Raw genomic sequence first — 20,899 nt, forward strand, 5'->3', positions numbered from 1 at the left:
GCTGCAAGACGCTTGTAGGGAATCAGTATGGGCAGTGTGCTGGAGTTGATCGCTCAGGCAGGGCGTGCAGGAATTCGTTTGTGGGTTGAGCAGCTAGATAGCAGTTCTCCATGGCAACTTAAGTTTCGTGCGCCTAAAGGCGCCATGACTGCTGAATTAAAACAGCAGCTCAAAGCAAACAAACAATTATTAATTGATTTTTTAGCGGATCAGCTGACTTCTCAGCAAAACCCCATTCAAAATAGTATTGTTAAAGCTGAAGTGGCTGAAAATGGTTTACTGCCATTATCTTTTGCCCAGCAAAGAATGTGGTTTCTGTATCGATTGCAGCCAGAGTCTTACTCATACAACATGCCATTTGGCATTAAGCTCACCGGTGATTTAAACCTTGCTGCATTGACCGCTTCAGTCGAAGCCTTAACTCAGCGGCACAGTTTGCTCAGCGCAAGATTCCAAGAAGCTGATGGCCAGCCATGGTTGACGGTCGGGCATCCAAGTAACGCTTTAGCGTTAGAAGATCTATCCAATCATATTGATCCGGTTAAAGCCGCTGATCAGCAAGCTTTGGCTGAGATGCACCATCAATTTGATTTGCTACAAGCTGCGCCTTTCCGCGCCAGATTAATTAAAGTTGCCGATAAGAAGCATCTGCTATTGCTGACCTTGCACCATATTATCGGTGATGGTTGGTCGACGCGTGTGCTGATGAATGAATTGGCGGCGTTATATCAGAGTCAGCTTTCAGGCGCTCCAGCCAATTTGTCTGAATTGTCGATTCAATATCCCGACTTTTCTGTATGGCAAAAAAACTGGTTGAGTGGCGATCGATTAGATAAGCAGTTGGGCTACTGGAAAAATAAACTTAATCATTTACCTGCGCTTAAATTACCAGAATCTAATGCGCAAGCAGATTCGCTCGATATAGCGGGTGGTCATCTCTCTAGTCAATTGAGCTTGCAGCAAACTAGTCGGATTAAGGCTTTTTGTCGTGAACAGCAAATAACACCCTTCATGTTATTGCTGGCGTGCTGGCAATTATTATTGCATCGAGTCTCAGGGCAATCAGATTTTGCCAGCGGCACTCCAGTGGCCGGAAGAAACCATAAAGAATTAGAAGGTTTGATCGGGTTCTTCGTTAACACATTGGTTTTACGTGCTGATTTTTCAGGCAATTTAACCGTGGTTGAATTGCTGCAGCAAGTAAAAAAAACCATGTTGGATGCCCAAGAGCATCAGGATGTTCCATTTGAAAAAATGGTCGATCATTTGTTGCCTGAGCGGCAAATCGGTGAAAGCCCGTTTTTCCAGAATATGTTTATTCTGCAAACTCGAAACGCCAGTTTGCAGCAAGCCGATGCTTCAACGGCTCAAGCTTCTCAGAATGGAGCTTCTGATCAGCTGCAGATAGAACCATTGCCGGCACGGCGCGATACTTCAAACTTTGATTTGATATTTCATATTGCCGACTCCGATGCATATAAAATTGATTTGTTGTGGCGTAAGGCAAAAATCAGTCAAGTGCTTGCCCAGCAGTTATTAAATGCCTATCAGCCGTTATTGCTGCGGATGATCGATCAACCACAGCAAAGCCTAGTCAATCTGAGTACTGAAACCGATCAGCAGTTAGTTTCGCCAATGCAGCGCGATATTTGGTTGTCCAGCCAACAGCAACCAGATTCGCTGCAAAATACCTTGGGTTATGCGGCGCATTTACATGCCGATGTAAATATCGAGCTTTGGCAGCAAAGCCTGCAAATGGATGCCGATCATTTCTCGGTGCTGCGCAGCGGTTTTGTTGCTGGAGCGGGTCAAGAATTAGCTTTTGCAAAAACATCGGGTAGCCCGTTTGCTTTTGCATTCCATGATTTCCAATCGCTGCAATTAACCGAAACTGCGCTTAAATCGCGGATCAATCAGTTTATTGAACGGCCCTTTGATATTGAGGCAGGCACCCCGCAAGCTTTAATGGCCAATCAATTGTGGCAAATTAGCCCCAATCATTTCGTGACCGTTTTCACCTCGCACCATGCCTTGATGGATGGTGCTGCCGGTATGGCGCACTTGCAGCGGATCATCGAACGTTACCAATCATTAATTGACGGCTCTATTGCCGATTTTGAGATTGGATTGCCAGCAGATTTGCATTCACAAATGGTGCTGGAGCAACGAGCAGCAACTGATAGAGCGGACGCGATTGAATTCTGGCAAGCTAAGTTAGCCAATGCGCAAGGTTTGAGTTTCCGCAAGCCGTTGCTATTTGATAAGGGCGCTGGAGGGAGTGCTGAAGATTTCCTGCCAAATGGTTCTGAAGTAAATAACGATCCACAAAACAATTTAGATCGTGTTGAAAAAACACTGAAGTTGGATGCGGTGCATATTCAAGCGCTGCGTAAATATTGCCGACAAAATCTAATTACACCGGCAATTTATTTCCAGGGCTTGTACGGATTATTGATTGCCCATTATTGCCGGGCAGACGCTGACTTTGCGATCAGTGAATTCCACTCAGGCCGTAACCGTAGCAATGCAGATCAGCCTGGTTGTTATTACCAACTGGCACCGTTTATATTCAACCATCAAGCGTTGAATTCAAATTCAGTCGACGATTTATGGCAGTGGTTATCTAGCGAGCGCAAGTCGCTCAAGCAAGCCGGTAGCTTGTCGATTCTCAAGCAACAGCAATTGCTGCCGCAATCTGAAATTGGCTTTAGTTACAACTTCTTAAACTTCATGCCCCAGTTGAGCTTTGCTGGGCAAGCGATTGATATTGTTCGTAGAACGCCGCTAGCTAATGGTCAGGTTCAGCTATTGGTCGAACTGGTTAAAGATCATCTGGCGCTTTATCTCGATTATTCATCAAATGATTTTAGCGACTTAAACTTGCTCGATCGTTTGGCACATATCTCGGCGCAATTGCTCGGAATTTCTGAAAATGATCATCAGCAAAACAGAGCAATCGAATCACTTAACCAGTTAAGTTTCTTGCTGCCAGATGAAATCCAATCAAATAAAAACAAGCTGTTGGGCGAGCAGAGCCAGCCGTTAAATGACGATGTTCAGCTGCGTTTTGAAGCCCAAGCTGAACAGTCTGCTAAATCAATTGCGGTCATCTGTGGCGAACAACAACTGAGTTATTTGCAACTCAATCAGCAAGCCAACCAGCTTGCGCATTACTTAAATCAACGCGGAGTCAAAGCCGGTGATACGGTGGCGATTTGTTTGCCGCGCTGCATTGAATGGCCAATGGCGATATTGGCCATTATCAAATCCGGTGCTGCTTACTTGCCGATGGATGCTGATATTCCAGTTAAGCGAAAGCAATATATGGTTGAAGATTCATCGGCCAAATTATTGATTGATTGCGACTGGTTAGCGGCAAATTCAGCAGAATTAACGACCTTACCAACCAGCAGTTTACCATCTGCCGCGCAGGCATCTGATGCCTTTTACCAGGTGTATACCTCTGGCTCGACCGGCCAACCAAAAGGTGCCGCAGTTAGCCGGGGTAATATTCAGAACCTGCATAGTTGGTTCACCCGCCAGTATCAGATTGCGAGCACTGACAAATCGCTATTAGTCAGCGCTTTCGGTTTTGATTTAACCCAGAAGAATTTACTGGCGGTGCTATTACAGGGCGGCACCTTGGTGATTCCAGATATGACGGTGTTTGAACCAAAAGTCATATTGGATACCGCACAACAGCAGCAAATCACATTAATTAACGCGGCACCGAGCGCTTTTTATCCGTTAGTTGAAGACCAAAATCACTGGCCGCAACTAGCCAGCTTGCGCCAGCTGTGGTTAGGCGGAGAACCAATTGCCGCCAATCGTTTACAGGCTTGGTTGGCCAGTGACAATTGCAACACCCAAATTGATAATACTTACGGCCCCACCGAATGTGCCGATATCACCACATTTGAGCGTATCGATTTTGCCGAAGTCGCTGACCAAGGCGCCATGGCGCTAGGTCGGCCAATTGATGGTTTGCAATTACAAGTCGTCGATAGCCAATTACGACCGGTAATACCCGGTTTAGCCGGTGAATTAGTGATTGCCGGTGCCAGCCTTGGATTAGGTTATCCGGCAGATGCAGCAAAAACCGATCAGGTATTTGTCAGCGATACAAACAACCAAACAGTGTATCGAACCGGAGATTTAGTCCGTCAGTGGTTAATCGAAAACGGTGAAACTGAGGGTCGCTTGGAATATCTCAACCGAATCGATTTCCAAATTAAATTACGCGGCATGCGAATTGAACCGGCGGAAATTGAAGCGGCAATTTCAAGCTTGCCTGGCGTTAGCGACAGTCGTGTTCTGGTCGATAAAAACAATCAAACCGAACAGCTGCGCAGCTGGGTGGTTGGTGATCAAACTGTGATTGCCGAATTAATCGAGCAGGGCAGTTGGCGCACAAATCTGGCCGAAAGTTTGCCATTGCATATGATTCCGGCCAGTTTTGAATATTTGGCGCAATGGCCGTTAACTGCCAATGGCAAGGTTGATCGCAAAGCATTGCTAGCGACGACGATCGAGCAAAAATCACAAAAAATTGAATTGCCGCAGGGTGAAGTTGAACAAAAGCTCGCTACTATTTGGCAGCAATTATTGCCCGGTTTAGAAATAGGCCGAGAGATTGGCAGAAACAGTCATTTCTTTGAAATAGGTGGTCATTCGCTGCTGGCAGTTCAGTTAGCGTCACGGATTCGTGATCAATTCCAGCAAGAGCTGCCGCTACGGCAATTGTTTGAAGCGCCAACTTTGCAGCAGCAGGCGCAATTAATTCAAAAGATCAGTGCTAATTCGAATGCGGGTTTACCTGCATTAGTCGCTCAAGTTCGTCCAGCACAAATCCCTCTGTCATTTGCCCAACAGCGCCTGTGGTTTATTGAACAATTAAATCCAGCTTCGGCGGCCTACCATATGCCAGCGGCGCTTGAACTTGATGGTGAAGTGAATGTTACTGCGTTGGAACAAGCTTTTTTGGCATTAATCCAGCAGCAGGAAATTTTGCGAACTCGTCTGCCGCAGGCCAATGGCCAAGCGTGGCAAGAAATTGCTGAAGCGCCGGATAATTGGACGCTGCCAATCAGTCAGTTCAATGCAGATGTTTCCGAGGCGCAATTACAACAGCAGGTGAAGCAAAAACTGGCGCAGCCTTTTGATTTTGTTAATGGCCCCTTGTGGCGTGCTGAATTAATTAAAATTGCTGACAATGCAAGGCACAGTAATAAGGGTCACGGCAATACAAGCAAGCCACGACATATTTTATTGTTGTGTATGCATCATATTATTTCAGATGGTTGGTCGATTAGTCGTCTGACGGAAAGCCTTGCCTACAGCTATCAAGAATATCTCCAGCAGCAGTCGGTTCAATTGCCTGCGCTGACAGTTCAATACGCAGATTTTTCAATCTGGCAAAGAACTTGGCTAGACAAACAACAGCTGGAGCTGCAAACAGCCTATTGGTCACAGCAACTATCGGGTATTGAAAATCTCCACCTGAATACTGATTTTAATCGACCAAAACAGATAAATTCTACCGGCGCTAGCCATGAATTCATTATTTCAAAGCGGTTGTCGAACCGTTTAACTCGCCTGTTGCAGCAGCAAAACGCCACCTTATTCCACGGCTTGCTGGCTAGCTGGCAGCTGCTATTGAGCAAGTTGACTGGGCAAAGTGATTTTGCCACCGGAACGCCGGTTGCCGGGCGCGAGCATAGTCAGCTAGAACCGTTAATTGGATTCTTCGTTAATACGTTGGCATTGCGTAGTGATTTTTCCGAGCAACCTAGCTTTGTTGATTTAATCCAGCGCTGTAAAAACACCATGTTGGATGCGCAACAGCATCAGCACTTATCGTTTGAAAAGCTAGTCGATGAGTTATCGATTGAGCGTAATTTGCAACAAACGCCAATTTTTCAGAACCTACTGGTGCTGCAAAATACGCCAAAAACAGAAATCAGCTCGACCGATTCCGATGCTTCAGCATTGCTGATTAAGCCATTTTTGAAGGGTGGCTTAGAGCAAAGTAAATTTGATATTCAGTTAACGGTTTCTGAAACCGAGAATGCTGAATTGAATGCTCGACTGGTTTATCAAACCGCATTGTTTAAGCCGCAAACGATCCAAAGAATCGCAGCGCAATTCTGTGCTCTGCTAGAAAGCTTGTTGGAACAACCGCAGGTTCGAGTTGATCAGCTAGATTGGTTGCCCGAGGCAGATAGACTGCAATTGGCTGAATTCAATCAGCAGCCTGAGCAGTTGGTTTCATTTAAAGCCTTGCCAGATCGTTTGGTGGCGTTAGCCAAGCAATACCCGGATTCTGCAGCGGTATTAATCGACCAGCAAAGCCTCAGTTTTTCCGAGTTAGATTGCAAATCAACTCAGTTAGCAGGACTGCTGCAGCAGCATAATGCTCAGCCAGAAACCGTGGTTGCCAGTTTTTTGCCACGATCGCTCGAACAAATTATTGCACTGTGGGCGATTTGGAAATCGGGCGCAGCATGGCTGCCGTTAGACCCAGCTTTTCCTCCAGCGCGAATTCAACAAATCATTGAAGATGCCAATGCGGTTGCCTTGATTAGTCAGCAGCATTTAGTTGAGCAAGTATCGGCTGAGCAAGCCTTGAATTTGCCGATTATTTTATTGGATCAGCCTTGGGATCAATCCTGTGAATTTACTCCAGTAAATTATTCGGCAGAAAATCTGGCGTATTTGATCTTTACCTCTGGTTCGACCGGAAAGCCGAAAGGGGTGCAAATTGAGCAGGGTGCACTGCACCATTTATTAATTACTTTAAATCAGGCAATTAATAACCAAAGCGAAAACTTGTTGGGCAAACGAGTGGCAGTGAATGCCTCGGTTGCATTTGACGGTGCGATCAAGCAATTAATGCAAACTTCCCTTGGCGCGACCTTGGTGTTAATTCCTGATGCATTGCGCTTAGAGGTCAGGCAGCTGAGTAACTACCTGCTAGAAAAACAAGTGGATAGCCTAGATATTACACCGAGCCTATTGCAGGTTTTAGTGTCAGAAAACTTGCCTTTGCCAAAGCAATTATTAATTGGCGGTGAGGCGATTTCAGTATCGCTATGGCAGGCGCTAGCTGAAAAAGAGCTGTCAGCATTCAATGTTTATGGGCCGAGTGAAAACACAGTTGATGCCACGGTAAAATTAATTTCTGGCGAGAATTCTTGCTTAGGTAAACCGCTTGCTAATCAACAAATATTTTTGCTGGATGATCAGCTAAATCCAGTCGCTGTTGGTGCAGTAGGCCAAATCGCTTTAGCCGGGCCGCAATTGGCTCGTGGCTATTTAAATGATTCAGGGTTAACTCAGCAGAAGTTTGTTAGTGGTCAGCATTTGCAACAACCACGAATTTATCTAACCGGCGACTTGGGTTATTTGAATGCTAATGGTGAGCTTTGTTATGCCGGGCGCTGTGATCAGCAGTTAAAATTGCGCGGCTATCGCATTGAAGCCGGTGAAATTGAATCGTTACTGCAACAGCATCATCAGGTGAAATCTGCGGTGGTTAGAACTCGCCAGCAGCAACTAGTGGCATGGCTAGTATGTGATCCGAATGCAGATAAAACACGAATCACCAGCGAGCTAACATCTCAATTAAGGCGGCAGCTTCCGGAATATATGCTGCCAACTAGCTGGCAATTGCTGGAAAATTTACCGTTAAATCGCAGCGGTAAATTAGACGAGAAAGCATTGCCAGTAGTTGATTTTTTGCAAGATCAGCTGCAATTTGAAGCGCCCCAGGGCGATACTGAAATTGCACTGGCTAGTATTTGGGCTGAGCTGCTCGAACAGCAAAACATTAGTCGTAATGCTAATTTTTTCCGGATTGGCGGCCATTCGTTATTGGCGACCAGAATGGCGGCGAAAGTACGCACGATTTTAGGTCGAGATTTGCCGGTCAGGCAGATTTTTGAAACCCAGCAATTATCAGAACTTGCCACTGCTATTAATGGTTTACCTCAGGTGGTTGCTCGGCCAGCATTGTTGGCTCGATCTGCTGAATATAATCAAAAGTTACCCCTGTCTTTTGCCCAGCAGCGTTTGTGGTTTATTGATCATTTAGCTGGCGGTTCAGTTCCTTACAATATGTCGATTGCCTTGAAAATTGATGGTGATCTGAATGTTGATGCTTTAAGTGAAGCATTTAAGTTATTGATTAAGCGTCATAGTGCCTTACGAACCATTTTCCCCAGCGATGCCAATCAAAACGGCGGGCAACCCTGGCAAGAAATTCTTGATGGCGATGGCCTGCAGTTATCGGTTGAATCATTTAAAACGGACAATTGGCAAGATCTAGCGAAACAGTTGGCTTCGGAAGATGCTGCGCATAGTTTTGAACTAGACCAGCAATGGTTGTTCCGAGCTAGGTTGGTTTGTTTTACCGGTGAAAATACCCATGCAGCGCCGAAGTTGTTGCTGCTATGTATGCATCATATCATTGGTGATGGTTGGTCAAATGATGTGTTATTGCATGATTTATCGGTTTTATATCAGCAGCAATTATCTGCGCCTACAAGCGTAAAACCTTTAGCGAGACTGCCAATTGATTATGCCGATTACGCATTGTGGCAAAGAAATTGGCTGCAAGATCAGCCGTTAGCTGAATTGGTTGATTGGTGGAAGTCAGAACTGGATGGTGTCGATCAGCATTTAGATTTACGCCCTGATCGGCCTCATTTAGCACAAATGTCTAGCAATGGTGCCAGCGTGCCATTCCAGATTGAAGCTGGCTTGCTGTCAAAGCTAGAGCAGTTGGCAGAGCAGCAGAATATAACGCTATTCATGTTGTTAATTTCTGCCTGGCAGCTGTTGCTGTCACGTCATGCCAATGGCCAGCAAGATTTCTGTATTGGTATTCCAGTTGCCGGAAGAGATCAAACTGAATTAGAAAATCTGGTGGGATTTTTTGTTAACGGGTTAGTGCTGCGCACCGACCTTACCGGAAACCCAAGTCTTGTAGAGTTATTCGCTCGAGTTAAGCAGCGGCTATTAAATGTTTACGAACATCAAGATCTGCCGGTAGAAATGCTGGTAGAAGCTCTGGACGTTCAACGTAATACGCGCCGTGCGCCTTTAGTTCAAACGGCTTTCGCCTTCCAGCAGCAGGCGGTCGGCGAAACTTCGCAAGACGTTTATAACCAAGCCAAAAACAGTTCAGGTCAATTGAGTTTTAGCCCTCTTAATGTGGCAAAAACCACCGCAAAATATGAATTAACCTTGTTTAGCCGTTACAACACGAATCAGTCGCTAACAGGCTCTTTGGAATATAACAGTGATCTGTTTGATGCTGAAACAGCACAGCTAATCTTGCAACAGCTGCAAACCTTATTGCAGCAGATGGCCAACCAGCCAGATGCCGCGATAGTTAATTTACCATCAATTACTCAACCGCAATTAATCGAGCAATTGCAGTTGGACGCTAAAGAAACTGAAGCCGTTTTACCTTTAACGCCAATGCAGCGAGATATGTATTTATCTAGTTTGCAACATCCGCAAACGCTGGAAAATACCGTTGGCTATTTAGCGCATTTCCACCTGGAAAGTGGCCAAGTGCTAGACCTAGATATTTGGCAGCAAGCAGTGCAGATGACCAGCGACTTTTCATCGGCAATGCGTTTGAAGCTTGTTGCATCGAAGCAGCGCGGGCATGCGCTGGTATGGCAGGTGATTCAAAATTATCAAGATGCCGGCTTTAGTTTTAAAGATTGCCTAGCCGATGATTTTAATCGTCAGCAGGCGGTTGCCACGATGCGCCAGCAACTGATTCAGCCCTTTGATTTATCGGACAATACAAAGCCGCTGTTTGCTAATCATTTATGGAAAATAACCGACCAGCATTATATTGCGATGTTGGTGGGGCACCATTTGGTAATGGATGGTGCTGCTGGAATGGTGCATTTGCAGCAGGTATGCGATGCCTATCAAGCACTGATTAAGGGTAATTTCAGCCGATTTGCAACCACTGAAATGTGGCACGCACAGAGCCAAGGCGAGCAACAAGCAACAGCGATTGAGCAGCTAAACGCCAGTTTTAATGATGATCAATACGCAGTGTTTATTTCACAAAACCTGCAGCAAATGGATCGTTCTAGCACCTTGGCATTCTGGAAAGATCGCCTTGCTGGCCAAGCGAGTAATTTACAATCGTTAGACTTCCGTTTGCCGCACCAGTCACCGGTTACCAATCAGGTGATCAGCCGCCAACTGTCGTTTGACCCTCAACATAGCAAAGCAATTCGCAGCTATTGCCGAAAGATGAAAATAACCCCTGCGCTTTATTTTGAAGGCTTGTATGCCTTATTGATTCAACACTATTGTCGTGCGGATGGTGATTTCATCATCAGTGAATTTAATTCAGGCCGTAATAAACAAATGATGCAGCAAATTGCTTGTTGTTATCAGTTGCAGCCGTTTTTAATTCAGCAGCAATCGTTGGTGGCAGATCAGCCAGTCGAAGCATTTTGGGCTGCAATTAAGCAAGAGCGCAAAGCAATAAAACAGCATTGTGACTTGTCAGTAATGCAGCTTTCACAGCTGCTACCCAATAGCAGAATCGGCTTTAGCTACAACTTTATAAACTTCCTGCAGCAGGTTGAGTTTTCGGGAAATAATGTTGAAATAGATCGGGCGACACCTTTGGCTGAAGGCCAAGTGCAGTTGCTAGTTGAAATGACTTCAGATCAGCTGACATTGTTCCTCGATTATCAGCAAAATATTTTTTCAGATTTACAATTCTTGCAGCGAATCGCTTGTTTAAGTCATGAGTTTTTGGCCTTCGGCAATCAAACTGAATCCGTGACTTTAGGGCAATTAAGCTTATTGCTACCAGAAGAAAAACCATGGCTGGTTGGGCATGAAGTTGGATTACCTGGGTGGGATATTCAGCAAAAGTTTGAGTATCAAGCTGCCAGATCACCGCAGCAAATCGCGGTCATTTGTGGCGATAGCCAATTAAGCTACCGTCAGTTAAATCAGCGAGCTAATCAGTTGGCAGAATTGCTCCGGCAGCAGGGCGTTTCTGCTGGTGACCGATTGGCAATTTGTTTGCCACGGCATACCGATTGGTTTATTGCGATTTGGGCTGCAGTAAAAATAGGTGCGGCTTATGTGCCGATGGATGCAGATTACCCGCCAGCACGTTTGCAATATTTGCTCGAAAATAGTCAATCAAAAATTTTGTTGACCCATCAATCTATTCAACAGCGTATTGAACAATGGATTCCTCAGCAGTCGATTGCGCTAGCGTTGGATGTTTTACAACAACAAAATCAATTAGAAAACTTCTCTGCGAGTAATGTTCAGCAGCTGGCTAGCGCAGATGATTTGTTTTATCTGATTTACACTTCAGGCTCCACTGGCAACCCGAAAGGTGCTGCAGTTAGCAGAGCCAATGTGGCGAATTTGCAGCAATGGTTTATTAATCAGTACCAAATTTCTGACCAAGACAAATCGCTGATTATCAGTGCCTTCGGTTTTGATTTAACCCAGAAAAATCTGTTCGCCTGCTTGTTGGTTGGCGGCACTGTGGTATTGCCGGAAATGGATCAGTTTGATCCGATGCTGGTTCGCGACCAGATTTATCAGCAACAAATCACCTTATTAAATGCTGCGCCCAGCGCATTTTATCCATTGCTGGATACTGAAAAGGACTGGCCATTATTTAGTTCGCTTCGACAAATTTGGTTAGGTGGCGAGCCGATAGTTGCGGCACGCTTGGCTAATTGGGTCGCATCCAATAGTTGTCGGGCGCAAATTGCCAACACTTACGGCCCAACAGAATGTACCGATATTGCGGTTGCCGAGCAGTTGGATTGGAGTGAGTTGGTTAATACCGATTCAACCAAGCCGTCTAACCCTATTGCTTTAGGTCGGCCGGTCGACAACGTTCAATTATTGGTGCTGGATTCCCAGCTACGCCCAGTGGCACCTGGTTTGCCGGGTGAGTTGTGTATTGCCGGTGCCGGAGTGGGCGCGGGTTATTTTCAAGATGATGAGAAAACCCAACAGGTATTTATTCAGCACCCGCTATTAGATAAAGGACAAAAACTTTATCGCACCGGCGACTTGGTTCGATTATGGGCTGGCAATGAAGAAAATCCTGATGGTCGGTTGGAATACTTAAATCGAATTGATTTCCAGTTGAAATTACGTGGCCTGCGAATTGAACCCGGTGAAATTGAAGCAGCAATCTGTAGCCTTGATGCGGTCGAAGATGCGCGAGTACTCGTCGACAAATCATCCGGTACTGAGCAGTTACGTGGCTTTGCTGTCACCGGCCAACAACCGCTATTGCCAGAAGATTGGCGGCAATTATTGAGCCAACAAATTCCAACTTATATGGTGCCAGCCAGCATTGACCTGCTTGCAGAATGGCCATTAACACCCAATGGAAAAGTCGATCGCAAGCAATTGTTATTGCAAGTTTCCGACCAGCAAAAAGCTCAGCAGTTATCGCCATTGCAGAGTGAAACAGAACACCAGCTGGCAGAAATTTATGCTGAGTTGCTTAACCAATCTGAGATAGGCCGTGAAAGTGGTTTCTTTGAATTGGGTGGTCATTCGCTGCTAGCAACACGTTTAATGTCGCGTATTCGTGAGCAGTTTGAATTGGAGTTGCCGCTGCGCGCAGTGTTTGAAACGCCCCAGCTACAAGCGTTGGCTAAGCAAATTGACCAACAATTATTAAAAACTGAAAACCAGCAAAATATTCCTGTGCTGGCCGCTGTCAATCCACGGCCAGAGAACATTCCGTTGTCGTTTGCCCAGCAAAGATTGTGGTTTATTGACCAGATGGATCCAGGTTCGCTGGCCTATCACATGCCTTCTGCTTTGATGATTGAAGGGGCGTTAAATTTAGCAGCGCTTGAACAAACATTTATTCAGTTGATTCAGCGCCATGAAAGTTTACGCACTCGCTTTATAGAACACGACGGTAAACCGCAGCAACAGATTGATCCTCAATCCGTGGCTGAGTTGTGGCAGTTGCAATTAGATAAACCACAGCATGCTGAAAATAATGAAGCAGAAATTAAACAACTGGCGCGGCAAAAGTTAACCGCTCCATTTGATTTGCAGAATGGCCCGCTATGGCGAGTCGAGTTAATCGAAGTTTCCGATAATCAGCATTTGTTATTGCTGTGTATGCATCACATTATTTCTGATGGTTGGTCTATCAACCGATTAACTCAAGAAATGGCAGTTCTTTATCAGGCGATCAGCTCTGGAATGTCAGCGCAGCAGGCGGCCAGTCGATTGCCAGCATTGGAATGTCACTATGCTGATTTTGCACTGTGGCAGCGACAATGGCTGGTTGGCCAACCGTTGCAGCAACAGTTAGATTTTTGGCTAGACAATTTATCGCAAGTTGAAGACCTGCAACTGGCGACAGATTATGTACGGCCAGCAAAGTTAGATCCCGCTGGTGCCGGTCATAGTTTTGAAGTTGATGCGGTGCTCGGTAAACAGCTTAAAAAACATCTCTCAGATCGAAACATCACATTGTTTAGTGGTTTGCTCGCAGGTTGGCAGTTGTTGCTTTCGCGCATTTCAGGGCAAAGTCAGTTTGCAACCGGTGTGCCGGTTGCCGGGCGTGACCAGCAGGCACTGGAGCCCTTAATTGGTTTCTTCGTTAACACCTTGGCGTTGAAAGCGGATTTTACAAAAGATCTCAATTTCAACCAGCTACTCGAACAAACCCAAACCAATATGCTGATTGCCCAGCAGCACCAGCATTTGCCCTTTGAAAAGCTGGTTGATGAATTGGTTGCTGAGCGCCATTTGAATCAAACACCGATTTTCCAGAACTTACTGGTGCTGCAAAATAACCAAACATTGGAAGCTGCTGCCGAAGAACAAAATCAGCCGATTTCTGCTGAAGCATTGCAAATTCGCCCCTATTTCGCCGGTGCGGTAGAGCAAGCTAAGTTTGATTTGCAATTAAACGCTAGCGAGCTGGAATCCGGGGCAATCTCTCTCAACCTGAGTTATCGCAGTGCTTTGTATAAAACAGAAACGATTAGTGCATTGGCCGATGGTTATTTAATGCTGATCGAGCGTTTGTTGTTGCAACCTGAACTGGCGGTGTCCGAATTATGGCCAGAAGCCAATTCATGGCAGGAAGGCCGTACTCATCAACAAGATCAAAATATTTCACAGCTGCTGCAGTTAAATGCAGTGCCAGCCGATCAATTATTGCAGCAGCAGTTAATTGCAATTTGTAGTGATTTGTTGCAGCGAGATGACCTTGATACCGCCAGCCAATTCTTCAATAGCGGCGGTCATTCATTATTAGCAACTCAGTTAGTCGCTAGAGTTCGTGATCAGCTGGATTGTGAAATTCCGGTCAGGCAGATTTTTGAAACGCCAGTAATCGGTGATTTAGCGACTGCGATTCAGCAATTAAATCAACAGCAACTTCAGCAGCAAAAAATGCCGGCTTTAGTTGTGCAAACTCGACCTGAGCAGATTCCTTTATCCTTTGGCCAGCAGCGACTTTGGTTTATCGACCAGATGGCAAGTAATGCGGCCTATAATATGTCGACTGCGCTGATTTTAAAAGGCCAGTTAAATGTTAATGCGCTGGGTCAATCTGTTGATTTACTGATTGCAAGGCATGAAGCTTTGCGAACCGTTTTCCCGGCAAATGAAGGTCAGCCGTGGCAACAAATTAATTCAGTGCTTGATGGTCAATTAACGGTCAGCCAACATCAATCAGAAAGCTGGCAGCAAGACTTGCAGCAAAGAACTGATGATGAAGCGGGCTTTTGTTTTGATTTACAAAATGGGCCACTTTATCGATTCCAACTAATCGATTATTCGAATGGTTGCTATGGCCTATTGCTGAATATGCATCATATTATTTCTGATGGTTGGTCGGTTGATCGAATGATCCAAGAGCTGGTTCTAGGTTATCAACTGGCGGATGAATTACAGCAGGCCAATATCGCCGATCTAATTAATGATGCTCGGTTGCCAGAATTGCCAATTCAATATGCGGATTATGCGATCTGGCAAAGAGATTGGCTGCAACCTGAGGTGTTGGATCAGCAGCTGCAATGGTGGAGAGACCGGTTGTACAAAACACCTTCGCAGCTGGAGTTAAAGCCAGACCAGCCATGGCCAGAACAGGTTTCAAGCCAAGGGCAGCAATTACGCTTTAGTTTATCTGCCCAGCAAACGGCAAAAATTGAAGCCATCTGCCAGCAGCAGCAAATCACCCCATTTATGTTGTTGGCCAGTGTGTGGCAAATCCAGTTATCACAGCTAGCGGGTGGCCAGCAGCAATTCTGTATTGGCGCTCCAGTTGCTGGGCGAAATCATCAGGCGCTAGAAAACCTAGTGGGTTTCTTCATTAATGGATTAATTCTACCGGTGGATTTGACGGGTAATTTAACTTTCGATGAATATTTGCAGCGCAATCGGCAAACTATTCTCGATGTATTTGATTACCAGCATCTACCAGTAGAAATGATTTTAGATCAGTTGGATTTGCCGCGTGATAGTCGCCGTCAGCCATTGGTTCAGGCAGGTTTTGCTTGGCAGAATCTGAGCAATCAATCAAATGATTTAGCATCAGAAGATGCGTCGGGTTCTAGACCCAATCAACCATTGAATGGCCTGCAAGTTTCGAGTTTGCCGCCGCAGCGTAATAGCGCAAAGTATGAATTGAATCTGATCTTATCGCCGCAACAAAAGGGCGGTCAGTCGCAGATAGCTGCGGTATTGGAATATCGTTCAGATTTGTTTTTGCATGCAACGGCTGAAAAAATCTCCAGCCAGTTCTGTCAATTGTTAGATAAATTACTGGCCGAGTCACAGCAAAGCCTAGTCAATCTGAGTACTGAAACCGATCAGCAGTTAGTTTCGCCAATGCAGCGCGATATTTGGTTGTCCAGCCAACAACAGCCAGATTCGCTGCAAAATACCTTGGGTTATGCGGCGCATTTACATGCCGATGTAAATATCGAGCTTTGGCAGCAAAGCCTACAAATGGATGCCGATCATTTCTCGGTGTTGCGTAGTGGTTTTGTTGCTGGAACGGGTCAAGAATTAGCTTTTGCAAAAACATCGGATAGCCCGTTTGCTTTTGCATTCCATGATTATCAATCGCTGCAATTAACCGAAACTGCGCTTAAATCGCGGATCAATCAGTTTATTGAACGGCCCTTTGATATTGAGGCAGGCACCCCGCAAGCTTTAATGGCCAATCAATTGTGGCAAATTAGCCCCAATCATTTCGTGACCGTTTTCACCTCGCACCATGCCTTGATGGATGGTGCTGCCGGTATGGCGCACTTGCAGCGGATCATCGAACGTTACCAATCATTAATTGACGGCTCTATTGCCGATTTTGAGATTGGACTGCCAGCAGATTTGCATTCACAAATGGTGCTGGAGCAACGAGCAGCAACTGATAGAGCGGACGCGATTGAATTCTGGCAAGCTAAGTTAGCCAATGCGCAAGGTTTGAGTTTCCGCAAGCCGTTGCTATTTGATAAGGGCGCTGGAGGGAGTGCTGAAGATTTCCTGCCAAATGGTTCTGAAGTAAATAACGATCCACAAAACAATTTAGATCGTGTTGAAAAAACACTGAAGTTGGATGCGGTGCATATTCAAGCGCTGCGTAAATATTGCCGACAAAATCTAATTACACCGGCAATTTATTTCCAGGGCTTGTACGGATTATTGATTGCCCATTATTGCCGGGCAGACGCTGACTTTGCGATCAGTGAATTCCACTCAGGCCGTAACCGTAGCAATGCAGATCAGCCTGGTTGTTATTACCAACTGGCACCGTTTATATTCAACCATCAAGCGTTGAATTCAAATTCAGTCGACGATTTATGGCAGTGGTTATCTAGCGAGCGCAAGTCGCTCAAGCAAGCCGGTAGCTTGTCGATTCTCAAGCAACAGCAATTGCTGCCGCAATCTGAAATTGGCTTTAGTTACAACTTCTTAAACTTCATGCCCCAGTTGAGCTTTGCTGGGCAAGCGATTGATATTGTTCGTAGAACGCCGCTAGCTAATGGTCAGGTTCAGCTATTGGTCGAACTGGTTAAAGATCATCTGGCGCTTTATCTCGATTATTCATCAAATGATTTTAGCGACTTAAACTTGCTCGATCGTTTGGCACATATCTCGGCGCAATTGCTCGGAATTTCTGAAAATGATCATCAGCAAAACAGAGCAATCGAATCACTTAACCAGTTAAGTTTCTTGCTGCCAGATGAAATCCAATCAAATAAAAACAAGCTGTTGGGCGAGCAGAGCCAGCCGTTAAATGACGATGTTCAGCTGCGTTTTGAAGCCCAAGCTGAACAGTCTGCTAAATCAATTGCGGTCATCTGTGGCGAACAACAACTGAGTTATTTGCAACTCAATCAGCAAGCCAACCAGCTTGCGCATTACTTAAATCAACGCGGAGTCAAAGCCGGTGATACGGTGGCGATTTGTTTGCCGCGCTGCATTGAATGGCCAATGGCGATATTGGCCATTATCAAATCCGGTGCTGCTTACTTGCCGATGGATGCTGATATTCCAGTTAAGCGAAAGCAATATATGGTTGAAGATTCATCGGCCAAATTATTGATTGATTGCGACTGGTTAGCGGCAAATTCAGCAGAATTAACGACCTTACCAACCAGCAGTTTACCATCTGCCGCGCAGGCATCTGATGCCTTTTACCAGGTGTATACCTCTGGCTCGACCGGCCAACCAAAAGGTGCCGCAGTTAGCCGGGGTAATATTCAGAACCTGCATAGTTGGTTCACCCGCCAGTATCAGATTGCGAGCACTGACAAATCGCTATTAGTCAGCGCTTTCGGTTTTGATTTAACCCAGAAGAATTTACTGGCGGTGCTATTACAGGGCGGCACCTTGGTGATTCCAGATATGACGGTGTTTGAACCAAAAGTCATATTGGATACCGCACAACAGCAGCAAATCACATTAATTAACGCGGCACCGAGCGCTTTTTATCCGTTAGTTGAAGACCAAAATCACTGGCCGCAACTAGCCAGCTTGCGCCAGCTGTGGTTAGGCGGAGAACCAATTGCCGCCAATCGTTTACAGGCTTGGTTGGCCAGTGACAATTGCAACACCCAAATTGATAATACTTACGGCCCCACCGAATGTGCCGATATCACCACATTTGAGCGTATCGATTTTGCCGAAGTCGCTGACCAAGGCGCCATGGCGCTAGGTCGGCCAATTGATGGTTTGCAATTACAAGTCGTCGATAGCCAATTACGACCGGTAATACCCGGTTTAGCCGGTGAATTAGTGATTGCCGGTGCCAGCCTTGGATTAGGTTATCCGGCAGATGCAGCAAAAACCGATCAGGTATTTGTCAGCGATACAAACAACCAAACAGTGTATCGAACCGGAGATTTAGTCCGTCAGTGGTTAATCGAAAACGGTGAAACTGAGGGTCGCTTGGAATATCTCAACCGAATCGATTTCCAAATTAAATTACGCGGCATGCGAATTGAACCGGCGGAAATTGAAGCGGCAATTTCAAGCTTGCCTGGCGTTAGCGACAGTCGTGTTCTGGTCGATAAAAACAATCAAACCGAACAGCTGCGCAGCTGGGTGGTTGGTGATCAAACTGTGATTGCCGAATTAATCGAGCAGGGCAGTTGGCGCACAAATCTGGCCGAAAGTTTGCCATTGCATATGATTCCGGCCAGTTTTGAATATTTGGCGCAATGGCCGTTAACTGCCAATGGCAAGGTTGATCGCAAAGCATTGCTAGCGACGACGATCGAGCAAAAATCACAAAAAATTGAATTGCCGCAGGGTGAAGTTGAACAAAAGCTCGCTACTATTTGGCAGCAATTATTGCCCGGTTTAGAAATAGGCCGAGAGATTGGCAGAAACAGTCATTTCTTTGAAATAGGTGGTCATTCGCTGCTGGCAACGCGAATGGCAGCGCAAGCGGCTAATGCATTTTCAATTGAATTGTCGGTGAGGGAGATTTTCCTTCAGCCGCAGCTTCAGCAATTAGCATCGAAAATGGTTGAGCTTCAATTACAGCAAGCCAACCAACCGCTATTGCCGCTGGTTGCGCAAACTAGAAATGATCAACCTTCGCAGTTAATGCCACTTTCATTGGCCCAGCAACGCTTATGGCTGGTGCATCAATTGAATCCGCAGTCGTTGGCTTACCACATGCCATTTGTATTGAGGCTGACTGGAAAGTTAGATGCGCAGCGGTTAGAAAATGCTTTCAAGGCGTTAATTGAACGCCATGAAATTTTGCGTAGTGGTTTTGTCACTGAAAACGATTTACCGCAACAAATGGTTCAAAAAGAAATCAACTGGTCGCTACAGCAGGTTGACTTAGACTCAACCGGAACTGAATTACGGCCGACGATTCAAGCTTTGCTGAGCCAGCCGTTTGATTTGCAACAGGCTGGATTATTACGAGCCGCTTTGATTGAAGAAAACAGCCAACAGCAATTGGCCAAACAGCCCAGTCATGTTCTTGTCATTTGTTTACATCATATTGTTTCCGATGGCATGTCGACCGAGATTTTAGCCAGAGAATTAATGGCGCTTTATCAAAGTCAGGCAGATTTGTCGGTGCTACCGACATTGCCAATTCAATATGCCGACTTTGCATCATGGCAAAAGCAATGGTTAACCGGAGAGCGCTTGAATCAGCAGCAAGATTATTGGAAGCAGCAGTTAAATTCTGTTGAAGACCTCCAATTAGCGACTGATTTCCCTCGCAGTCAATCGGTTACCGATGTCGCTGCGTCAATCCCACTCTCTCTGACAGCGCAACAACTAGCGGGGTTGCAGCAGCTAGCCGCATCGGCTGACACCACTTTATTTGCAGTTTTAAATGCATCGGTTCAATTGCTGCTGTCGCGCTATACCGGACAGCAAGATTTTGCATTGGGTACGCCGGTTTCGGGGCGGAATCGGCTAGAAGTAGAAGGATTGATTGGTTTCTTCGTCAATACATTGGTACTGCGAGCTGATTTAAGCGGAGCGCCTAACTTTAACCAGTTGGTTCAGCGTAGCCGTAACACTTGCCTTGATGCTTGGAGTTACCAGGATTTACCGTTCGACCAAGTAACTGAATTAACAGGGCAAAGTAACCGACAAGATCGCAGCCCACTATTCCAAGCGATGATTTTACTCAATCAAATGCCAGCGCCAGCTGATAAAACTTCGACTAAAGGTCTGGCACAATCGCCTGACTCAGATTCAATTGCGGTTGAAGCACTCAGTGCAGCAGAAGATGGTAAAGGTCGGGCAACTATTAAATTTGATCTGACATTTAGTTTTAATTTGTCGCAAGATAAATTGAATTTAAGTTTGGATTATCGAAAAGATTTATTTGCCGAAACATCAATGCAAGCAATTGCAGATAGTTTTTCTCTACTGACTGATGCAGTATTGGAGCATCCTGAGTTACCAGTGAATCAATTGGAACTTGGGGCTGCTGAGGGCACATCGGTGCATCAGCAGTCAGAAAACAACCAAAAACAACAAGAAACAGAAGAATTAGAAGAACTGGAGTTTTGATGCATCCGACACCTTTCGGGCTAATCAAGCAGCTGCAAGCGCTTGGTGCTGAGTTAAAACTTGCCGATGGCAAATTAAAATTACAGGCACCTAAAGGTGTTGTAACGCCGCAAATAGCTGAACAAATTAAATCAGCAAAGCAGCCGTTAATTGACTGGCTTTCTACTTGGCAAACCGGGTATTTACCGCAATTAATTGAACTGCAAGCTAGCTGGAATCCTGACAATTCAGCGATATATTCCAGCGGGGCGAGTTACAGCTATCGGCAGTTGATCGATAAATCTGCAAATCTCGCAGGTTACTTGCAGCAGCGAGGGCTTAAAGCTGGCGATCG

Annotated in this window: 2 protein-coding genes (1 of these 2 only partly in view); both read left to right on the forward strand. The window is 45.7% G+C overall.

The window, feature by feature from the left end; all coding sequences use genetic code 11:
• The first annotated feature begins 27 nt into the window (after positions 1 to 27).
• Positions 28 to 20,565 carry a non-ribosomal peptide synthetase gene (locus DC094_RS11630; protein ID WP_116687287.1) on the forward strand — a complete coding sequence of 6,846 codons (20,538 nt, stop codon included), beginning with the start codon at positions 28 to 30 and terminating at the stop codon, positions 20,563 to 20,565.
• Positions 20,565 to 20,899, forward strand: partial view of a non-ribosomal peptide synthetase gene (locus DC094_RS11635; protein WP_116687288.1) — the beginning only. 6,985 nt of this gene lie beyond the right edge of the window; the window shows 335 of its 7,320 coding nt (coding positions 1–335); the start codon lies at positions 20,565 to 20,567; its stop codon lies off the right edge, out of view. The genes DC094_RS11630 and DC094_RS11635 overlap by 1 nt, the downstream gene beginning before the upstream one ends.

Source organism: Pelagibaculum spongiae (assembly GCF_003097315.1).
Taxonomy (GTDB): Bacteria; Pseudomonadota; Gammaproteobacteria; order Enterobacterales; family Pelagibaculaceae; genus Pelagibaculum; species Pelagibaculum spongiae.

Bases quoted from the DNA above. Each gene is read 5' to 3' on its own strand.
- DC094_RS11630 (WP_116687287.1), top strand. From the start codon at position 28: ATGGGCAGTGTGCTGGAGTTGATCGCTCAGGCAGGGCGTGCAGGAATT.